This is a genomic window from Arthrobacter sp. SAFR-023 (genome assembly GCF_051965295.1).
GTDB lineage: Bacteria > Actinomycetota > Actinomycetes > Actinomycetales > Micrococcaceae > Arthrobacter.
In genome coordinates this window covers 108,912-128,511 of record NZ_JBQCMF010000012.1, presented here as the reverse complement: position 1 = coordinate 128,511, position 19,600 = coordinate 108,912, and the positions used below count along the sequence as shown (strand labels likewise).

Here is a 19,600-nt window from a genome sequence, read left to right as displayed (position 1 = left end):
CCTTGTTTCAGGCTTCGGGGATGACCATGGCGAAGCGCTCCTCGCGGGCTTCGTCCGGGTCGGGTCCGTTGCGAACGCCTGCGTCGAGCGCGTCGATCGATGCGAGTTCCTCGGCGCCGAGCTCGAAGTCGAAGACGTTGAAGTTCTCCGCGATACGTGCCGGGTTGGTTGATTTCGGGATGGCTGAACGGCCCTGCTGCAGGTGCCAGCGCAGCATGATCTGGGCGGAGCTCTTGCCGTGCGTTTGCCCAATGGCGGTGATCGCAGGGTCCTCCATCACGTTCCGGCGGTCCTCGCCCCAGCCAGGGTAGAAGGTGATGCCGCCGATAGGTGACCAGGCCTGGGTGAGGATGCCGTTTTCGGCGTCTGCTGCCTGGACATCCGCCTGGGTGAAATAGGGGTGCAGCTCGATCTGGTTCACCGCCGGGACGATGTGGGTCGCGGCGAGCAGCTGTTCCAGGTGGTGCGGCATGAAGTTGCTGACGCCGATCGCCCGGACGCGCCCGTCTGCGAGCAGGGTCTCCAGCGCCTTGTATGCGGCGATGGTTTTCTCGAACCGGTCGGGTGCCGGCTGGTGCAGGATGAGCAGGTCGAGGTAGTCGACGCCGAGCTTGCCCACTGCTTTCTCCCAGGCATGCAGGGTCTCGTCGTAGCCGTAGTCGCTCACCCAGACCTTGGTCTCGATGAACACGTCCGCCCGGCCGACGCCGGAACGGCGGATGCCTTCGCCGACTTCCCGTTCGTTGCCGTACGCGGCGGCGGTGTCGATGTGCCGGTAGCCGGCCGCCAGCGCGGCCTCGACCGCCGCCGTCGTCTGCTCCGGCGGGCTTTGGAAAACGCCCAAGCCGAGGGCGGGCATCGTGATGCCGTTGTTGAGTGTGAGTTCAGGTTTCATGCCTTCAATACAACCGTGATTTCCCAGGGGCCGGGAGTTCCTGTCGTTCCGGGTAATGCCAGTGCCTCCCTCGGGCACCAGCCCCCGCGTAGCGTTGATGCCATGACACACAGCGACGACGTGCGGAAATTCCTGACCTCCCGGCGGGCCAGGATCACGCCCGAGGAAGCCGGGTTACCGGTCTACGGCGGGAACCGGCGCGTGGCCGGGCTGCGCCGCGAGGAAGTCGCCATGCTCGCCGGAATGAGCATCGATTACTACATCCGCCTGGAGCGCGGAAACCTCTCCGGCGCCTCGGACAGCGTCATCGAGTCACTTGCCCGGGCGCTGAAGCTCGACGACGCCGAAACAGCCCACCTTTTCGACCTCGCCCGTGCGGCCACGGCATCCCCCCGCGTGCGGCGCAAGCGCAGCCCGCAGACAGTGCGGCCGAGCGTGCAGCGGGTCATTGATGCGATTACGACGGCGCCGGCCTGGGTCCGCAACGACCGCGGGGATGTCCTGGCCGCCAACGAACTCGGCAGGGCGCTGTACCTGGACCTGATGGCCGAGCAGGTCACCCCGCCGAACAGCGCACGGTTCACCTTCCTGAACCCGAAGGCGCGGGAGTTCTTTGCCGACTGGGAACGCGCCGCGGACGACATCGTCGCGGTCCTACGCTCCACCGCGGGGAAAAACCCCTACGACAAGGACCTCACGGATCTGATCGGCGAGCTCTCGACCCGCAGCGAGGAGTTCCGCACGCGGTGGGCCAGGCACGACGTGAAGTACCACCGCACCGGCCGCAAACGGCTCCACCACCCGATCGTCGGGGACCTGGACCTGAGCTTCGAAGCGCTCGAGCTCCCCGCTGACCCCTGCCTGCGGATCAACGTCTACACGGCCGAGCCCGGCACCCCGTCCGAGGATGCTCTGAAAGTCCTTGCGAGCTGGGCCGCCACCCAACGGGCAACGGCAGAAATCCCCGTCGAGGAGAAGAAGTAACCGGCCGTCCGTCAGCCCGGCGCCCCGCCGACTTGTTAGCCACGTCACATTCGTCTATCGTAGTCGGGGGCCACAGCGTGGTGGCCCTTTCTAAATTGGGGAGAAAATTAGTGAACGAGAAGCTGCGGGTGCTGGTCAGCGTTGACCTCGACGGCGCCAAGGCCCAGGTCAAGACTCAGGGTCACGTGACTATCCAAAGCATCCAGGGCCTGTACAGCGTGATGAAGCGCGCCGACGCGTTGGTCCCGGGACTGGCACTGGAACTCGATATGACCTTGGCCGAGGTGGAACCCCAGGCCATGGAGGAGCTCCGCGGCTGCGCCCGCTCCCATCACCTTCCGTTGCAGGTCGATCCGCTGCAGCGCGACTACCGGTTCAGCATCCTGGCACCGAAACTGGTAGCGCCGAAACTTACAGCGCCAAAACTTACAGCGCCGAAGATCGCAGCGCCGAAACTGGTAGCCCTCCCGGTCGCCGCACCTGTACTGGCAGCCGCCTGAGCTAAATCCCGGCGGCCCAGTCGTCGTCGTAATAGCGGCCGCGGAAGTGGGCCCGGAGGTACTCCCCCACAACCGCGGCGCCGAGGTCCCCGGTGTCCGGTGCGACCACCCGGCCGTCGATCCGGCGGGCCAGCCGCCGGACGAAACGTTCAAGGCCCGGGTCGTCGCCGAGCCGGAAGAACGTGGCCTGCGTGCCCGCACGCCCTAGCCGGTCGAGTTCGGCGACCGTGACACGGATGGTCTCCGGGTCCGGCGGCCAGCAAAACCACGACTCGCCGTCGCCCAGCAGGTGTGCGGTGGGCTCGCCGTCGGTCACCACGAGGAGGACGGGCTGCATCGACGGGTGCTGCCGGAAGAACCGGCCGGCCAGCAGCAGGCCGTGGTGCAGGTTGGTTCCCTGCTCGCGAAACGCCGGCAGTGCCGTGAGCTCGCCGATGTCCATCGACTGCGCGTAGCGGCCGAATGTGATCAGCTGCAGCCGGTCTCCGCGGAACCGGGTGGACACGAGGTGGTGCAGGGCGAGCGCCGTGCGTTTCATCGGCACCCACCGCCCCTCGGCAGCCATCGAGAAGGACACGTCCGCCAAGAGGACGACGGCGGCCTGCGTGCGCGCCTCCGTCTCCGTCACCTCAATGTCCCCCACCGCCAGACGCAGTCCGCGGCCCGGATCACCGCCGTCGGCCATGGTGCGCCGGATGGCATTGGTGATGGTGCGGGTGACGTCCCACGGTTCGGCATCGCCGAATTCCCACTGCCGGCTCGAGCCGGTCTGCTCGCCTGCGGCCCCGGCGACGCGCGTGTCCCGGCCGCCCTGCCGGCCGGACAGCTGCTTGGCGGTGTCCCGCAGCAGCGACTTCCCGAGCCGCCGCATGGCCTGGGGCGACAGCCGGAGGTCGCCGTCGGCCCCGCGGCGCAGGTAGCCGCCGTCCTGCATCGCCCGCTCGATCTCGGCGAGGGTCCGGGCCGTCACGGCGGCGTCCTGCCCGAGCTGGCGGGCCAGGGCGTCCAGGTCCAGGTCGTCGAGGGTGGATCCGTTGTAGTGCTGGGAGAGCTGTTCGGACAGCTGGTCGAGTTCGGCGATGTCCTGCAGCACGCCGGTGCCGTCACCTAGCCCAAGTCCCTCCTGGCCCCCGAACCGCTCGGAGCCGCTCCAGTCCTCACCGGGCCGCAGGGCCCGCAGGCTGTCGTCGAGCTGATTGAGCTGGGCCATGAGGTCGGCCGACCCGAACGCCTGGGCGGACAGCCGCATCAGCTCCTCGCGCTGCTCCGGGGACATTGATTGCAGCATCCGCTGGGCCGCCGCGGCGCGCTTGGCGAGGGCGTCCACCAGCTCCTCGACGGACTGCGGATTTTCCGGGAAATAGTCACCGTGTTTGGCCATGAACTCCCGGAAATCGGCATCCGTGTCCTCGCCGCGGCGGTGCTTGCCGAGCAGTTCGTTGAGGTCGCGCAGCATCTCGCTCACGGCCTCGCGGTCCTCGTCGGTGGCGTTCTCGAGCGCCTGCTTCATGCCGGCAAACCGCTGGTCAAGGACTTCGCGGCCGAGCAGGTCCTTGATCCGCTCGTAGGCTTCCCGGGCGCTGCTCGACTGCCAGTCATAGGATGCGAGCTCGTTGACCGCGGCCGCCGTGGACTGCGGGAGGTTCTGCAGCTGCATCTCGCGGAAGGCGCGGTCGTTGTTGTCCATCATGGCGTCGCGGGCGAGCTGCTTGCGCTCCTCCAGCACGGCAGTGTCCAGCAGCTTCCTGACCTCGTTGAGGGTGCCGTCCAAGCGGTGCCGGCCCAGCAGTTCACTCCGCCGCTGCTGGACGCGGCGGGCCAGCTTGTCGAGCCCGTCGCGGTTACGGCCGCCGCGCCGCAGGAACTCCTGCAGGGCATGCCGGGGCGAGTAGCCTTCCATGACGTCCTCGGCAATGGCCTCCAGTGCCTCCGCCAGGTCCACCGGCGGGGCAAGCGGATCCGGACCTCCGGCGTACCGGCCGTACCTGGACCGGTTGTGCAGGGTCATGGTGCCTCCTGTACTCGCTAATCTGTACCGGCCCTAATCTGTACCGGGCAGAAACTGGACTTAGCCGTAGACCGTTGCCTCGTCGTCGGACTCCTTGGAAATCCGGCGGGCGAGGTAGAGGCCTTCCAGCGCAAGTTCGACGGCCGCAGCGCGCTGCCCGTCGTTTTTCGCGCCCAGGCGCTCACTGATTTTGTCGTAGAGACTCGATCCGTGTCCGGTGCCGTTGAGGGACGGGAGGTTCTGGAGGAACTCCCGTGCCGTGACCTGGTCCCCGGTGGTCACGGTGGTGTGGCCGTCGAGCGCGGCCACGAGCGGCCCCATCTCAATACCCTTGAAATGCGCGCGCACGGCTTCGGCCGTGGCAGTGCGCAGCAGGTGGTCGAGGATGCCCTGTTCACGCCCTTCCTCGCCCGACTCAAACTCGATCTTGCCCGTGAGGACTTCCACGGCGGTCTCCAGGTCGATGATCCGGGCAACAGCTTGGTCCTCCCCTCGCACGCTGGCCCGGCGCAGGGCCGCCGCCGCCACAGTTTCGGCGCCCGCGATGCCAAAGCGGGCGGAAACGCCGGAGGTCTGGTTGATGGCCGGGGACTGCCGCAGCGCCCGGGTGTAGCGGGCCAGGATCTCCAGGATGACGGGCGGGACGTCGGCCACCAGCTTCCCCTCCTGGCGGATGACGGAGACCTCGTCGTCCAGCTCGATCGGGTAGTGGGTGCGGATCTCGGCGCCGAAGCGGTCCTTCAGGGGCGTGATAATCCGGCCGCGGTTGGTGTAGTCCTCGGGGTTGGCGGACGCGACCACCAGCACGTCCAGCGGAAGCCGCAGCACGTAGCCGCGGATCTGGATGTCACGTTCCTCCATCACGTTGAGCATCGACACCTGGATCCGCTCGGCGAGGTCGGGCAGCTCGTTGATGGCGATGATGCCGCGGTTGGAGCGCGGGACCAGGCCGTAGTGGATGGTCTCGGGATCGCCGAGCCGGCGGCCCTCGGCCACGCGCATCGGGTCGACATCGCCGATGAGGTCGGCGACGGAGGTGTCCGGCGTCGCAAGTTTTTCGACGTAGCGCTCCGAGCGGTAGCGCCAGGCCACCCGCATCCGGTCCCCTTCGGTGAGGGCACGGGCGCGGGACTGCTCGGTGATCGGTTCGTAGGGGTGCTCGTTGAGTTCCGAGTCCTCGATCACCGGCGACCACTCGTCCAGCAGCCCGGCCAGGGTGCGGAGCAGCCGGGTCTTGCCCTGCCCGCGTTCGCCGAGGAGGACGACGTCGTGGCCGGCAATCAGGGCGCGCTCAAGCTGCGGCAGCACGGTCCGGCTGAACCCGTACAGCCCGGGCCATGGATCGCGCCCGGCGGCGAGCGCCGCGATCAGGTTGTCGCGGATTTCGTGGCGCAGGTCCTTGTGGACGTGGCCGGATGCACGCAGTTCGCCAACGGTGAAGATATCTGGACGATCGCTCACCCCTCTACGTTAGTCCTCGACTGTGCGGGGAATCGAGAGATTCCCTCCGATTCCTACCCGCCAGAACGCTAGCGCTCCGCGGCCCCCACCCTCGCAAGCTCGGGCGGGGTCCCCTGCCGCTACGCTTAGATCACGATGACTGCAGAAACGCCGTCGGCACCATCACCGCCGTCGAAACCGGAAAGCACGCTCCTCCTCCTGGTGCGCCACGGGGAGACGCCCACAACCGGCATGGTGCTGCCCGGGCGGGCGCCGGGACTGCATCTTTCGGAGCGTGGCCGGGCCCAGGCCGAACGGGTGGCGGAACGGCTCGCGGGCCTTGAGGTCGACGCCGTGTACTCCTCACCGCTGGAGCGCACCTGCGAGACGGCGGAGCCAACGGCGGCCGCTGTTGGACTGGCGGTGCACGAGGAGCCCGGCCTGCTCGAATGCGACTTCGGTGAGTGGACCGGCGTCGCACTCGCCGAACTGTCCGGTCTGCCGGAATGGCAGACGGTGCAGCACAACCCCTCGGCCTTCCGCTTCCCCAGCGGGGAAAGCTTCACGGAGATGCAGGCGCGGATCGTCGGGGCGCTCGAGGGGCTGGGGACAGCGCACGCCGGGGGCGTCGTCGTCTGTTTTTCCCACGCCGACCCGATCAAGGCGGCAGTGGCCCACGCCCTGGGCACGGATCTTGACCACTTCCAGCGGATTGTCATCAGCCCGGGGTCGGTCTCTGCCATTTCATACGCGGACGGTCAGGTGCCCGCCGTGCATATGGTGAATTCGACGTCGGAACCGTTGAGCGGGCTGCGGGCGTGAAGGTCATGGTGCCGTGACATGGCTGGCTGTGGACGCGAGCTGACACTTCTTTCTGAAGGGCAGGTAGAGCTGATCGGACGCATCCCGCGCAGCAGCAACGAGACGTTCCTCGTTGAGATTTCCGGCGGGGACGGCACCGCCTTTGCGGTCTACAAGCCGGAGGCAGGAGAACGGCCGCTGTCCGATTTTGAGCCTGGACTGTACCGGCGGGAACGCGCGGCGTACCTGCTCAGCGAGTCCCTTGGCTGGGAATTCGTTCCGACAACGGTGATCCGCGAGGAGGCACCCTTGGGAGTCGGGTCGCTGCAGTGGTTCATCGACTGCGACTTCGGGGAGCATTACTTCACGCTGTACGCCGACGTCCCGGAGACGCACCCGGACCTGGCGCGGATCGCCCTGTTCGACTACGTCGCCAACAACACGGACCGCAAAAGCGGACACGTGCTGCGCGGCGACGACGGCCGGGTGTGGGGCATCGACCACGGGCTGTGCTTTTCGGCGATCTTCAAACTCCGGACCGTGATCTGGGACTTCGCGGGCGACCCCATCCCGGAGGCCCTGCTCGACGACATCGCCCCGCTCGCCGAGTCCGTGCCCGAGGAGGTGGCCGAACTCCTCGACGGCTCGGAGGTCACCGCCCTGCAGAGGCGGGTCCGGCGGTTGCTGCACGAACCGGTGCTGCCGGTGGACCGCACCGGCATGCGGTACCCGTGGCCGCTGGTGTAGGGGCACCGGGTTCAGCGCGCGCCCCCACCACCCAGTACGCCTCAGCGAGTTGTAGGGTGGGGCAGATGCAAGCATGTTCGCTGCACGAGCCTGCACTGCCAGCCCCTCCCATTCAGGCGCTTCTCGAGAATCTCAGGCATGCCGCGGGGCCCTTCTCGCGGAGACGTTGAGGGAAATTCCAAGGTTTATCCAAGATTCGTACCGTATACGTCACCATCCGTTCCGAGGGTGCTGCCCAGCTCATAGTCTGACATCGGTTGACGGGACGGAAACTCAATGACTGAGTGCTGCGATGCCGGCCAGCAAGGAGGATCTGATGAGTGCTTGGGGGCGGCAACCAAGGTGGAAATTCCGGTCAGCGGCAGCGGCCGTCGCACTGGCGGCATCCGCGGCCGGCTTCACGGGTCTCGCCGGACCGGCGCAGGCAGCATCGTCGAAAGGGTGCGTCGGCGGCGGGTTCCGGGTCCTCGGGCAGGCCGGAGAATTTGACGGAACCGTTGCGGCCCCCGGTAGCCGGTTCGTGGTCCAGGGCAAGTTCGTCCGGTTCGAGGTGGACCCGGCGAACTTCGCGATCCACAACTACGCCTTCACGGGCGCGCCCAACGAACTCGATATCACCGGCGGCCGGTATACCCCGGTCTTCGCCAGCAAGGTCCCCGACCACCGCGGCCTCGCACTGACCAGCAGCATCGCCCTCGAGGTCAAAGACGAAGAAGTGACGCTCGCCCGGACGGGCACCGGCGGGCTGTCCATGAGCATCCAGGCCAAGGACTGCGCCACCGGCGGACTGTTCCAGATGGAGCCCGAGCGCGGCGACGGGAACCGGACCCGCATCGTTCACCGCCTCGCCAACGAGGCCTTCTACTTCGACAACGCCAACTTCCGGGCCCGCCTCGGTGACTTCGTCGGCTCCGCCTGCACCAGCGTGCAGACCGGGCCGCCGAGCCAGTTCTGCGTCCAGGTCAGGCCGCGGGTGAACATCGGCAACAGCGTTTCGGCCAAGTTCGCCGTCCGCGACAGCGCCCAGGTCGCCGACCGGGTCCCACAACCGGCCTGCGGCCCGGACTTCACCAACACCCTGGGCCTGAACGAGACCGGCAACCACTGCGGTGCGATGTCCATCTGGGACGTCGCCAGCGGCGGCCGGATGGGCATGGTCACCGGTGAGGACGCCGTCGAAGTGGCCAACTCCCCCAGCGACTGCATCCAGGACTGCCAGGCCCAAAACCAGGTCCGCGGCCGCCTCGCAGTCCTCGGCTTCCCGTTCCCGGTGCCCGACGGAAGCCGGCTCGCGCCCAGGACCTCAACAGACGGGCTTACCGCGCCGCTGATGCCCTGACCGTCAGCAAACTAGGATGACCCGAATGCCAATCACAAACAACGTCGCGTGGGACGCGGGCCTTGAGGCCTTCAAGGGACGGGATACGACGTCTTACGTGGCCGTCACCGCGGCCACAGCCACCGCCTGTGCGGCCTGCCGGTTGGCCTTAGCTCCAGCCACCCAATACTTCACCTTCGACGCGGAGATCTGCCACCGGAGCTGCCGGGAACCGGGCCTGACGTGCTGTCCTCCCGGGAGCCTGGCGGTGAGCTGACCTCCGCGCTGGTCGCCGCACTGCTGTCCCAAGGGTTTCAGCTGTGCATGAGCGGCGATTACGGCGAAATGCTCCAGCAGTCCTCGCCGGCCGGGACTGTTTTCGCCATCACGACGACGCCGCAGGGGCTGATCTCCCTGCGGGCCGGCGAAGCGACGATGTACCGCGAACAGCTCGACATCGCCAATCCCGACGACGCCACTTGGCTGGACGCCGCAATGAACGCCGCTGTGCTGGTGATCGGCGGCGACAACCTCACTCTCGCTGGCAGCGGCCTGAATACGGACACGGCCGCCCGCTTGGGCACGCTGGTCACGGGCCTTGTCCCCGTCCTGGCCTCAGGCGTGATCCCGCATCACGGGACGTCGGCCATGCCGCGCAGAGCAGGCGACCGGCCGGGCACCAACTAACAAAACGCTAGCGGACGACGCGGTGATGCCGGCCTTTCAGGAGCAGCCCATAGCGGCGGCTCGCTGATTTCGGCTGGCGACTGAGCCTCTTCTCTGCCGTTTAGATGGTGAGCACTACCTTGCCGGACACCTGGCCGTTTTCCAGGAAGCGGATCGCGTCCTTGGCCTCAGCCAGCGGAAAGGTCCGGTCGAGGGCTGGCGCGACTTTGCCGGCCTCGATGAGCGGGGCAAGATCCTGAAGTTCGGCGGCACGGACCAGGCCGAGGAACGTGGTCAGCCGTTGGCCGATGAAGGGGGACAGCGCCAGGGCGCCGAGTTGGCGGTGCAGGCCTCCGGTCAGTTTGCCGCCGCCCTCACCGCCGGTGATGACGGCCGTTCCTGTGGGTGTCAGAGCGCGGCGCAGGCGGGAGATCGGGGGGTTTCCGGCGATATCCAGGATGAGGTCGTACGGGCCGGCGTCTGCGAAGTCTTCACGGGTGTAGTCGATGACGTGGTCGGCGCCGAGGGCACGGACAAACCCGGCCTTGCCGGTACTGCAGACTCCCGTGACCTGCGCACCGAAGGCTTTGGCCAGCTGGACCGCGTAGCTGCCGACGCCGCCGGACGCTCCGGTGACCAGCACCTTCTGCCCCTCGCTGATTTTCCCGGCGCGCAGGCCCAGGAGGGCAGTGACCGCGGAGACCGGCACCGCCGCGGACTGCTCGAAGGAGAGGCCCTGGGGCTTCGCGGCCAGTTGAGCCTCCGGTGCAACGGCGTATTCCGCGTAGGAGCCACGGCCGCTGCCGTAGACCGCGTCGCCGACTGCGAACCGCGTGACGTCGGGACCTACGGCTTCTACGGTTCCTGCGAGATCAAGGCCCAGAACCGGGTTCCTCGGTTTGCGGATTCCGAATGCGAGACGGCCGAGGTAAGGCAGGCCTGTCATCAGGTGCCAGACTCCGCGGTCGACGCCGGCCGCCCTGACACGGATGAGCACGTCGTCGCCTTTGACAACAGGGCGAGGCACCTCGTCCAGACGCAGCACCTCCGGCCCTCCGTAGGTATCCCGGACAATAGCGCGCATGCCGTCCCCGTTCCTGGTGCCCTGTTGTTGAGAGCGCTCCTGCATTTTCATAGCGTTCCTTTCTTCATTTGCAGGTGATTGTCGTACGCTGTACGAGAACAATATCGTACACTGTACGTAAACGGAAGGGCTAGGAGGATCCCATAATGAAGGACGCAGTAGCGGGCGGCAGGGACCGGCCGGTGCTCAGCCGGGAGAAGGTAATGCGGAAGGCTCTGGAGTTGGCAGACCGGGACGGTATCGCTGCCCTATCGATACGCTCCCTCGCACAGAGCCTGGGCACCAAGCCGATGACGCTCTACTACTACGTGGCCAACAAGGACCAGATCCTTGACGGCCTCGTGGACCTCGTCTTCACGGAAATTGAAACACCGGACGCTGGCGGTGAGTGGAAGGAACAGATGCGCCGCCGGGCCCACTCGGCGCGCGAAGCGCTGCGCCGACATCCGTGGGCGGTGGGGCTGCTGGAATCCCGCAAAGCGCCAGGCCCGGCGACCCTAAAGCACCACGAGGCAACCCTGGGGACACTGCGCGCCGCGGGCTTTACCGTCCAACAGACCGCCCGGGCCTACTCCCTGCTGGACAGCTACATCTACGGGTTCGCCCTCCAGGAAGCCGCACTGCCCATAGCAAAGCATGAGCCGATGGCTGAGGTGGCCGGTCCCATCATGGAACGGTTCGCAACCGGTGACTACCCGCATATGGTCGAGATCGCCATGCAGGTGGTCATGCAGCCCGGCTACGACTACGGCAACGAATTCGCCTACGGGCTGGAGTTGATCCTCGGTGCGTTGGAGCCGGCACCGGCTGGGTAGCGTGCTTCGACGGAACCGTAGTGCTCGGCCAGCCTCGCGAGGCCCTCATCAAGCGAGACGGCGGGCGCCCAGTTGAGAAGTTCGCGGGTTTCGCGCTGGTCGAACCAGTGGGCGGTGGAGAGCTGCTCAGCAAGGAACTTGGTCATCGGCGGCTCCTCTTTCCGCCCGGCCCAGGTCCACAGCTTCTCCACCGCTGCTCCCGCCGCCCGCGCCACCCCGCCCGGCACAGACCACGACGGCGCGGAGACGCCCCCCGCGGCACAGATGCCCGCCAGCAGCTCGCCGACCGGGCGGGGTTCGCCGTTGCTGACGACGAGGGACCGGCCGTGGATGTGCTCCATGCGGTGCAGCGCGGCGACGATGGCCGAGGCGGCGTTGTCCACGTAAGTGGTGTCGATCAGGGCCGCCCCGGCGTCGAGCAGCGGCAGGCGGCCGCGGCCTGCACGTTCCAGGACCCGTTCCACGAGCTGGGTATCGCCGGGGCCCCAGACGATGTGCGGGCGCACTGCCGTGACCCGGAAATCCGGAGCGTCCGCTGCCAGTGCCAGCAGCTCCGCCTCGGCCTTGGTGCGGGAGTAGTCGCCATGCGCATGCTCCGGATCAGCGGGCTCCGCGCCCAGCCCGGCGATGGCGGCGCCGGAGTTGGCCACGGACGGGGAGGACACGAACACCATGTCCCGCACGCCTGCATCGCGGGCAGCACCGAGCAGACGGCGTGTGCCTTCGACGTTCACCTCGTCGAACTCCGCGGTGCGGCCCGTAAAGGAGACCTTCGCGGCTAGGTGGATGACGCCCTCGGCGCCGGCAACCGCGCGATGGACAGCGTCATCGTCCGTGACGGACCCGCAGAAGTCTGCAGCGCCGTCCACCCCTGACGGACGGCGCTGGAATGTAACGACGGCGTGGCCTTGCCGGACCAGCAGCCGGGCCACTTCCCGCCCGAGCAGCCCGCTTGTGCCGGTGACGAGGACCCTCACGGCGTGCCCGGACGGCCGCCGGCCAGCACCCGCGAAGCCCAGCGGGACAGACGGGTCCTGTCGATCTTGGCGTTGTGCCGGATGTCGGTGGGCTGTGCCGGGACTGCGAGCACTGCGGCGACACTGACGCCCGCGGCGAGTGCCGCCGCGCGGACACGCCCGGCAAGCTGCGGCGCAGCGGGGCCGGGTTTGCGGGCGGGAGGCACGGTCTCGACGACGGCGACGACGGCCTGCGTTCCGGACGGACCCACCCCGACGACGGCGGCCAGCCCGACGTCGTCGAGGCGTTCGATGGCCTGTTCGGCGCCCACGGGCGTGACCACGGAACCGGCCGCCGTCACGACGTGCGCGAGACGTCCTTCCACCCAGAGCCGGCCGGCGGCGTCGAAGTGCCCCACGTCGCCGGTGCGGTGCCATCCGGGCAGACTGCTGCTCTCCCGCTGGGTCAGCCAGAGCCTGTCGTACGCTTCCTTGACGTGCGGGGAACTGACGAGGATCTCGCCGGTCACGCCTGCTTCAGTCACCAAATCGGTGCCGGGTGCGGTGCCATCCGCCGCCAGTGCGACGACGGCCACGCGCGCGCCATGCACGGGCCGCCCCACGCACACGCCATTGCCTGCTCCCGCCACGGTGCCTGCGGCAGCTTCGGCATCGGCGGCCTGGATTTGTTCGAGGCTGATGTCGGTGACCGGCAGCGCCTCGGTCATCCCGTACGGGGTATGCAGCGAGGCCCGGGGCAGCAGCCGCTGCACCTCCGCCAGGAGCGGTTCGGGAATAGGCGCGCCGGCAGACAGCAGCAACTCGACACCTTCCAAAGCTCTGCGCCCTCCCCCACTCACGCCAGCCCGCGTGGCAAGGACGTTACGCAGGGCCGCCGGCGAGGCGAAAACCACGGTAGCGTCTATGGCCGCGGCGGCGTCCGCCAGCGCGCGGGCCGTCAGGGTCCGGGGCGCAGTGACGTCCATGGCCGGCGTCACCGAAACCGCTCCGAGCGCGGGCCCCAGCAGGGCGAACGGCGCGAAGCCCGCCACCAGTCTGGCACCAGGCCGGATCCCGAACGTTTCGGCCACCGTATCCCGCATCGCGGCCAGCTGCCGGTGCGTGTAGAGCACACCCTTGGCGGGACCGGTGGAGCCGGACGTGAAGAGCACGGCGGCGTCGGCATCCGGACCAGGAGCCAGGGCCGGCCGTTTCGGGCTGACGCTCGCTCCCCGCCGGGCGAGGGCGGTGAGGGAGGTTTCGACGCCGAGAAGGCGGCGGCGGGCGGCCGGCAGGTCCTGGACACTGATGCGGCGTCCCGGCCAGCCGAGCACCGCGGCAGGCGCCAGCGCCCTGTCGATGCCGATCAGGAAATCCGGGGTGGCGCCCTTCACGGCGCGGCTCAGCCCGCGGCGGCCAAGCCCCGCGTCGGCCACGACCACCACGGCACCCAGCCGCAAGCACGCGTAGAGGGCCACGGTCAGGTCCACGCCGGGCGGGACCATCAGGCTCACCCGGCTGCCGTGCCCTACGCCGGCTTCCGTCAGGCCGGCGGCGAGGGCGGCGATGCCCTGTTCCAGCTCCCGCCAGCTGAGCGAGCGGGCGACGTTGCCGTCCGCGGCCATTTCCGCGACGGCGGTGTCCCCGCCGGCGGCTCCTGCCGCCAGCTCGGCGAGCGGCGCCCAAAGCGGCGGGACGGCGTCGGCGGGGGCCTTTGTCCGTTGACGATCGGGGCCGCCGTCCCGGCCCAGCTCGGCAAGCCACTCGACGACGGGAGCGGCGATGTCCCGGTCTTCCGCGACCAGGTGGCCGGCACCCTCGAAGCGGTGCACCTTGGCATGCGGCAGACGGCCGATGAGGTCCTTGAGGTACCGGTCGGAAAAGATCGGGTCCCGCGGGCCCCACAGCATGAGGGCCGGAACCCTCAAGTCGCGCAGCCCTTCGGCGACGCCGGTGAGCGCCGGATGGCTGGGATGGGACGTGTCGGCGGGAATGTCCGCGACGAAGTTCCCCACGCCGGTGCGGCGGCCGGCACCACGGTAGGGGGCCATGAAGGCATTGCGGACATCAGCGGCGAGCGGCGGGTGGGCCAGGGCATGCGTCACGCGCAGGAAGGTGTCCGACGTCGTGGTGCCCCAGCGGTGCACGGCCGGGTGCAGGGCAAGCCGCAGCGCCGGCGGGATGCGGGAGCCGGCGGGCTGGTGGACGGCGGTGTTGGTCAGCACCACCCCGGCCAGCTGCTGCGGATGGGCCAGGGCCCAGCCGAGGCTGATCACGCCGCCCCAGTCGTGGCCCACCGTAACCACCGGCCCGTCCAGGCCGAGTGCGTCGGTAAGGTCGCCCAGGTCATTGATCCGGTCGGCCAGGCGCCGGAAGGTGCCGGTGCGCTCCGAGTAGCCCATGTCCAGCTGGTCCACCGCCACCACACGCCACGGATGCGCGGGGTCGGTTCCGGCGGCCAGCAGGGTCCGCCACAGGTAGGACCACGTCGGGTTGCCGTGCACGCACAGCAGGGTGCCGGCGGGGGCCAGGCCGCGGCGGGAAAGCTGGGCGCCATTGTCGAGCAGATGCCAGCGGCGCACGGTTCCCGGGTCATCCGCGGCGGAGGTGGACGCCACCGCAATTTCGCGCGACCATTCGGGGTCGACGCCGGGCCAATCGACGCCGGGCCAGCCCGCGGCTACCAAACGATTTCCATCATTGCGGTGTTCAGGCCGGACCCGACCCCCATGCACAGCACGCGGTTCCCCGTTTCGAGGCTTTGGGCTTCCGCGGCCAGGGTCATGGGGAGGGACGCCGGCCCCACGTTGCCCCAGTGCGGGAACGTGATGGGCACCCTGTCCGGGTCAAGGTCGATGGCGTCAATGATGGCCTTCGTATAGGCATTGCTCACCTGGTGGGTGACGTAGCGGTCCATCGAGCCCCAGTCCCACTCGGGCTGGGCCTCGTGCCAGGCGTCCACCACGAGCTGCAGGCCGCCATCGAGCAGGCCCTTGGTGTCGGTGGCCATGCCGTCGATGCCGCCCACGCACAGTTCATGGTGCTCAGTGCCGGCCCGCACCACGCCGCCGACGATCCGGTGCGCGCCGGGGTGCTGGTCCGCGGGGCCCAACACCGCTGCGGCGGCGCCGGAGCCCAGGGTGAGGGTGGCGAACTCGCGGTTGAAGTCCTCGCGGGTGGTCTCGGGGCGCTGCAGCCGGGCCAAAGTGGCCTCCTGCGTGGCCTGGGCGTCCTCACCGTTGACGATCATCGCGTACTTGATCTGCCCGGAGTCAATCATGTTGGCCGCCAGGGTCATGCCGTTGACGAATCCAAGGCAGGCGTTGGCCAGGTCAAAGTTCATGGCCGACGACGGCAGGCTTAGTCCGTGGTGGATCTTCACCGCGACAGACGGTTCGAGGTTGCGCCGCGTGACCGAGGTGTTGATCAGCAGGCCGATTTCGGACGCCTCGACGCCGGCCTCGGCCAGGGCCTTCGCGCCAGCTTCGACCGCAGCATCGTCGAACGACGTCCCGGCGGCCCACCAGCGGCGGTGCGTTATGCCGGCAACGCGCTCAAGCAGCCGCGGCGGGAACTTCAGCCGCTGCAGGGTCGAAGCCAGCCTCCGGTCGAAATCCGTGGAACTCACGATCTTCGGAGCCTCGACACTGCTCACCGAAAGCAGCGCGGTGTTGCTGTGCCGGAAGGTTGCATTCCCTGCCAATTCAAGCCCCTGTTCGTTTCTGTCCTGCATTCATGCGGTGACTGTACCCATAACTGCAAGCTCAAGAACTTAACTATGCTGGTGCAAACCCGGATCCTCCACATTTGCCGCCCGTGGCACCCTTTTACTTAAGGCAGGCCGACGACGGCGGGACGTCCCGCCGTCGTCCGCTTAAGGGCCGTATCCGTGCCCGTCAGCTGTCAGTACACTGGGACGCATGACCGAGCAGGAACCCGCCCCGGTCCAGGATGCTGACACTGACGCCGAGGCTCCGACGCTGACCGATCCCGGCGCCGTCGATACCTCCTTGCGCAGTCCGGCACAGCGGTCCCACACCTTTACCGGGATCCTGGTGAATACCGCGCTTGCCAACGTCACCACCAGCTACCTCTGGTTCGCGCTGACGTTCTGGGTGTACCTGGGGACGCGCAACGTGATCGCCACGGGGGTGGTCGGCGGGGCGTACATGCTGTTGATCGCCCTTTCCAGCATCAGCTTCGGCACCTTCGTGGACCGCTACCGCAAGCTGGCGGTGATGCGCTTCGCCGCCGCCTTCACCCTGGTGATGTTCACGCTTTCCGGGGTCATGTTCCTCCTGGCGCCCGCCGAACTGATCCTGGACCTGTCCCAGCCCTGGTTCTGGGTCTTTACGCTGATCATCCTGGTCGGGGCGGTAGTGGAAAACATGCGCAACATCGCGCTGTCCACCACGGTCACCATCCTCATCGAGCCCGACCGGAGGGCCAACGCCAACGGGCTGGTGGGCATGGTGCAGGGGCTGATGTTCATCGTCACGTCCCTGCTCTCCGGGCTGTCCGTCGGGCTGCTGGGCATGGGGTGGACCATCGTCGTCGCCCTGGTGCTTACCGCCCTGGCGTTCGCGCACCTGCTCACCCTGCGCATGCCCGAGGAACTGCGCGCAGCCGCCACGGATGCACAAGGCGGATTCGATCTGCGCGGCTCACTCGCCGCCGTGCTTGCCATCGCCGGACTGTTCGCGCTCATCCTGTTCTCCACATTCAACAACTTCATCGGCGGCGTTTACATGGCGCTGATGGATCCGTACGGACTGGAGATGTTTTCGGTGGAGGTGTGGGGGGCCGTCTTCGCGCTCGGCTCCACCGGGTTCATCGTGGGCGGCGCACTGATCGGCAAATTCGGGCTCGGCGCCAACCCGCTGCGCACCCTGCTCATCGCCGTGGCCGTGATGGGGCTCCTCGGTGCGGTGTTCACGCTGCGGGAGTGGGCCTGGCTGTACGTCGCGGGCATCTGGCTGTACCTGGTCCTGATACCGTTCGTGGAGGCCGCCGAGCAGACCGTCATCCAGCAGGTGGTGCCCCTGCCCCGCCAGGGCCGGGTGTTCGGATTTGCGATGGCCTTCGAATCCGCCGCGGCGCCGGTCACCGCGTTCCTCATTGCCCCGATCGCCCAGTTCTGGATCATCCCGTACGCGCGGTCCGCCGAGGGCGCAGCCCAGCTGGCGCCGCTCCTGGGCGAGGGCACCTCCCGCGGCATCGCTCTGGTGTTCCTGGTGGCTGGAATCATCATGATCGCGGCCGCATTGGCGGCCTTTCTGACGCCGGTCTACCGCCGGGTTTCGGCATCATATGCCCAGGCGGCCGCGGACGCCCCGGAGGCCTCTGCGTGAGTAAACGGCGCTTTAAGGGGTTGCCCTAACGGGTCCCGCCCATTTTCTGAATCGAGGCGGCGGTCCGGCTGATGGCGACGATCCGGACGGCGACGCCCGCCAAGACCAGGACGACGCCGAGCGCAATCAGGATCCAAGTAGGAACCGCTGCCACCTCGATGCTGCGGTAGCAGTCCGCCGCTGCTTTGGCTCCGCGGTGGAGCGCGTCGAAGGTTTCAGCGGCACGACTGTCCGGTAGCAACGGGCTGCCACAAAGCGGGCCGGTCTGCTGCAGTCCGAAGACGATCCCGGCAAGGAGCACAGCGAATCCGGCTCCGATCAGCCAGAGCCAGACCTGCCATACGGCGAAATTCCGCCGGACCGTTGTATCTCGCACATCACTCCCTAGATAGCGGCAGTACCGAAATCATAAGGGGAATTGTCCTGAAGCGGACGGCGGCGGCACGTCCCGCCGTCGTCGTTCGCTTAGGCGCAGCGTGCCTGGGGGGCTTCAATGATGGCCATCTGGCCGGTTTCCGGGACACCGGGAAACTGCACGTGCTGGGGCTCAGCAGCGGCAACCGTCGGCTCCTGCTGGGAGCGCATGCGAACAAGCGCTACCGCGGAAATGAGGAACCAGGCGACATTGGTGACCACGGACGGCCAGGCTTCGTGGAACGCGCCGTTGACAATGAAGGCACACGAACCGAGGAGATTCGCGGTCTGGAAGCCCTTGCCGGCCTTCAGCCAACCCATGGACACAGCCAGGTACGCACTCAGAATCGCAACAGCGCCTGCCCAACCGGAGATTTCCCACAGCAGTTCCATGATGTCCTTTCAGGGTTGATGCCCGGCTGCCATCCGCTGGGCGGAGTGCAGATGACGGGCCATATGTTTTTGTTCGTAAGGGGCGCCATTGCCGACGGGATCAGGCATCGCTGAACAGTTTGTGCTCAGCCGTCCGGGCGGGACGTCATCCGCTGGACCGCCCGGCCTGTCCCTTACCCCTAGTTTTAACAGCAATTATGAGGAAGAAGGGTCTTTAGATCAATTGCATTCCGCTGAAGACATGGTTTAGAACTACTTAACATGGATATTGATCCGCGCCGGCTGCGAGTTCTTCTTGCGGTTGCCCGCACAGGCGGGGTGCTCGCCGCCGCTGACGAACTGGGAATTTCGCCCTCGGCCGTGTCCCAGCAGCTCAATAAGTTGGAGGACGAGACGGGGCACGCCCTGGTGGTACGCACACCCAAGGGCTCGGTTTTGACACCCGCCGGCCTGGCCGTAGCCGAGGCCGGCGAGGAGATCGAACGCGCACTCAGCGTCGCCCGCGCGCGGATGGAAGGCGGGGCCAACATCGCAGGGGTTGTGCGAGTGGGCGGCTTCACCAGCTTTGTCCGCACGGTGGTGATCCCGCGCCTGCCCGAGTGGCGCATCCAGTACCCGCAATTACAGATCCGGATGATTGAGGACGACTTCCCCGCCTTGATGCGGCTGCTCCGGCAGCGCGCCCTCGACGCCGTCGTGATCGAGCTCGATTCGACGACGACGGCCGGGCAGCGTTCACTGGGCGCCGGAATGATCGAGGAACCTCTCCTGGACGAGCCCTGGAAACTGGTGGTTCCCGCGGGTGCGCTCCTCACCACCGAGAACATCGACCTTGGCCGCTTGCCCCTTCCCTGGCTCGGCGTCGAGTCCTCAGCAGCCAACGCTTCGGTCCTCGGCCGGCTCCGTGAATCAACGGGCGCCCAGTTGGAGACCGTACATCAGTACCAGGACACGCTGACCGCTCTTGCACTCGTCGCGGCGGGCGAGGGCGTTGCCATCGTGCCCACCTTGGCGTTGACCGGTCTCGTCCAAGACGGGGTGGACGTCCTAGACGTTCCCGGGCTGGGCACGCGGCGCATCGTTCTGCGGCGGTTCGACCGGCGACGGTCAGCCAGCCTGCCTGTGGACACCGTGGCGCGCCTTCTGCGGGAATCGGCTGCGGCCTTCGACACGCGCTCGACGTCGTGATTGGTCCCGCCCTATTTCCGGCAAGCTGATCCAGGCATAG

The 19,600-nt window shown here is 67.8% G+C and carries 19 protein-coding genes; 10 read left to right on the top strand and 9 right to left on the bottom strand.

Annotation, left to right across the window (positions count from 1 at the left end; all coding sequences use genetic code 11):
- Positions 1–7: 7 nt before the first annotated feature.
- On the bottom strand, positions 8–895 hold the full coding sequence (locus ACTHQX_RS14205; RefSeq protein WP_440157865.1) for an aldo/keto reductase: 888 nt from the start codon (positions 893–895) through the stop codon (positions 8–10).
- A 102-nt stretch (positions 896–997) separates the two neighbouring features.
- Here ACTHQX_RS14205 and ACTHQX_RS14200 point away from each other — a divergent pair, with 102 nt between their 5' ends.
- Together ACTHQX_RS14200 and ACTHQX_RS14195 are read left to right on the top strand one after the other, a co-directional pair.
- A complete protein-coding gene (locus ACTHQX_RS14200) occupies positions 998–1,879 on the top strand; it encodes a helix-turn-helix transcriptional regulator (RefSeq protein WP_440157864.1) in 882 nt (293 codons plus the stop codon).
- A 110-nt stretch (positions 1,880–1,989) separates the two neighbouring features.
- Positions 1,990–2,379, top strand: coding sequence for a hypothetical protein (locus ACTHQX_RS14195; protein WP_440157863.1), 390 nt, complete (start codon positions 1,990–1,992; stop codon positions 2,377–2,379).
- A gap of 1 nt (position 2,380) precedes the next feature.
- On the opposite strand, the gene ACTHQX_RS14190 is transcribed toward ACTHQX_RS14195, so the two are convergent.
- Together ACTHQX_RS14190 and ACTHQX_RS14185 are read right to left on the bottom strand one after the other, a co-directional pair.
- Positions 2,381–4,387, bottom strand: coding sequence for a vWA domain-containing protein (locus ACTHQX_RS14190; RefSeq protein ID WP_440157862.1), 2,007 nt, complete (start codon positions 4,385–4,387; stop codon positions 2,381–2,383).
- Between the two features lie 60 nt (positions 4,388–4,447).
- Positions 4,448–5,848, bottom strand: coding sequence for a sigma 54-interacting transcriptional regulator (locus tag ACTHQX_RS14185; RefSeq protein WP_440157861.1), 1,401 nt, complete (start codon positions 5,846–5,848; stop codon positions 4,448–4,450).
- 135 nt (positions 5,849–5,983) lie between these two features.
- Between ACTHQX_RS14185 and ACTHQX_RS14180 the strand changes: the two genes are divergently transcribed.
- The 5 genes from ACTHQX_RS14180 (at position 5,984) to ACTHQX_RS14160 (ending at position 9,380) form a co-directional block, all read left to right on the top strand.
- Positions 5,984–6,649 carry an MSMEG_4193 family putative phosphomutase gene (locus ACTHQX_RS14180; RefSeq protein ID WP_440157860.1) on the top strand — a complete coding sequence of 222 codons (666 nt, stop codon included), beginning with the start codon at positions 5,984–5,986 and terminating at the stop codon, positions 6,647–6,649.
- 18 nt (positions 6,650–6,667) lie between these two features.
- Positions 6,668–7,375 carry an SCO1664 family protein gene (locus ACTHQX_RS14175; RefSeq protein WP_440157859.1) on the top strand — a complete coding sequence of 236 codons (708 nt, stop codon included), beginning with the start codon at positions 6,668–6,670 and terminating at the stop codon, positions 7,373–7,375.
- A 316-nt stretch (positions 7,376–7,691) separates the two neighbouring features.
- The gene (locus tag ACTHQX_RS14170; protein ID WP_440157858.1) at positions 7,692–8,714 is read left to right on the top strand and encodes a hypothetical protein; all 1,023 of its coding nucleotides are present in this window, start codon (positions 7,692–7,694) and stop codon (positions 8,712–8,714) included.
- Between the two features lie 25 nt (positions 8,715–8,739).
- Positions 8,740–8,970, top strand: a complete 231-nt coding sequence (locus ACTHQX_RS14165; RefSeq protein WP_440157857.1) for a hypothetical protein — start codon at positions 8,740–8,742, stop codon at positions 8,968–8,970.
- 47 nt (positions 8,971–9,017) lie between these two features.
- Positions 9,018–9,380, top strand: a complete 363-nt coding sequence (locus ACTHQX_RS14160) for a hypothetical protein (RefSeq protein ID WP_236805276.1) — start codon at positions 9,018–9,020, stop codon at positions 9,378–9,380.
- Positions 9,381–9,480: 100 nt separating this feature from the next.
- On the opposite strand, the gene ACTHQX_RS14155 is transcribed toward ACTHQX_RS14160, so the two are convergent.
- The gene (locus tag ACTHQX_RS14155; RefSeq protein WP_236805277.1) at positions 9,481–10,488 is read right to left on the bottom strand and encodes an NAD(P)-dependent alcohol dehydrogenase; all 1,008 of its coding nucleotides are present in this window, start codon (positions 10,486–10,488) and stop codon (positions 9,481–9,483) included.
- Positions 10,489–10,589: 101 nt separating this feature from the next.
- Here ACTHQX_RS14155 and ACTHQX_RS14150 point away from each other — a divergent pair, with 101 nt between their 5' ends.
- Complete coding sequence (locus ACTHQX_RS14150; RefSeq protein WP_236805278.1) at positions 10,590–11,258, top strand: TetR/AcrR family transcriptional regulator; 669 nt, start codon at positions 10,590–10,592, stop codon at positions 11,256–11,258.
- Here the strand turns inward: ACTHQX_RS14150 and ACTHQX_RS14145 are convergent.
- The 3 genes from ACTHQX_RS14145 to ACTHQX_RS14135 are packed head-to-tail and all read right to left on the bottom strand — an operon-like array spanning position 11,207 to position 15,917.
- The gene (locus ACTHQX_RS14145) at positions 11,207–12,235 is read right to left on the bottom strand and encodes an NAD-dependent epimerase/dehydratase family protein (protein ID WP_440157856.1); all 1,029 of its coding nucleotides are present in this window, start codon (positions 12,233–12,235) and stop codon (positions 11,207–11,209) included. The genes ACTHQX_RS14150 and ACTHQX_RS14145 overlap by 52 nt on opposite strands.
- The gene (locus tag ACTHQX_RS14140) at positions 12,232–14,901 is read right to left on the bottom strand and encodes an alpha/beta fold hydrolase (protein WP_440157855.1); all 2,670 of its coding nucleotides are present in this window, start codon (positions 14,899–14,901) and stop codon (positions 12,232–12,234) included. The genes ACTHQX_RS14145 and ACTHQX_RS14140 overlap by 4 nt, the downstream gene beginning before the upstream one ends.
- The gene (locus ACTHQX_RS14135) at positions 14,895–15,917 is read right to left on the bottom strand and encodes a 3-oxoacyl-ACP synthase III (RefSeq protein WP_236805281.1); all 1,023 of its coding nucleotides are present in this window, start codon (positions 15,915–15,917) and stop codon (positions 14,895–14,897) included. The genes ACTHQX_RS14140 and ACTHQX_RS14135 overlap by 7 nt, the downstream gene beginning before the upstream one ends.
- Positions 15,918–16,134: 217 nt before the next feature.
- Here ACTHQX_RS14135 and ACTHQX_RS14130 point away from each other — a divergent pair, with 217 nt between their 5' ends.
- Complete coding sequence (locus ACTHQX_RS14130; protein ID WP_440157854.1) at positions 16,135–17,565, top strand: MFS transporter; 1,431 nt, start codon at positions 16,135–16,137, stop codon at positions 17,563–17,565.
- A gap of 25 nt (positions 17,566–17,590) precedes the next feature.
- On the opposite strand, the gene ACTHQX_RS14125 is transcribed toward ACTHQX_RS14130, so the two are convergent.
- On the bottom strand, positions 17,591–17,941 hold the full coding sequence (locus tag ACTHQX_RS14125) for a hypothetical protein (protein WP_440157853.1): 351 nt from the start codon (positions 17,939–17,941) through the stop codon (positions 17,591–17,593).
- A gap of 89 nt (positions 17,942–18,030) precedes the next feature.
- On the bottom strand, positions 18,031–18,372 hold the full coding sequence (locus ACTHQX_RS14120; RefSeq protein WP_236805284.1) for a CBU_0592 family membrane protein: 342 nt from the start codon (positions 18,370–18,372) through the stop codon (positions 18,031–18,033).
- A gap of 261 nt (positions 18,373–18,633) precedes the next feature.
- On the opposite strand from ACTHQX_RS14120, the gene ACTHQX_RS14115 reads away from it, so the two are divergent.
- Positions 18,634–19,560: a LysR family transcriptional regulator gene (locus ACTHQX_RS14115; protein WP_440157852.1), complete on the top strand. Its 927-nt coding sequence runs from the start codon at positions 18,634–18,636 to the stop codon at positions 19,558–19,560.
- Positions 19,561–19,600 lie beyond the last annotated feature (40 nt).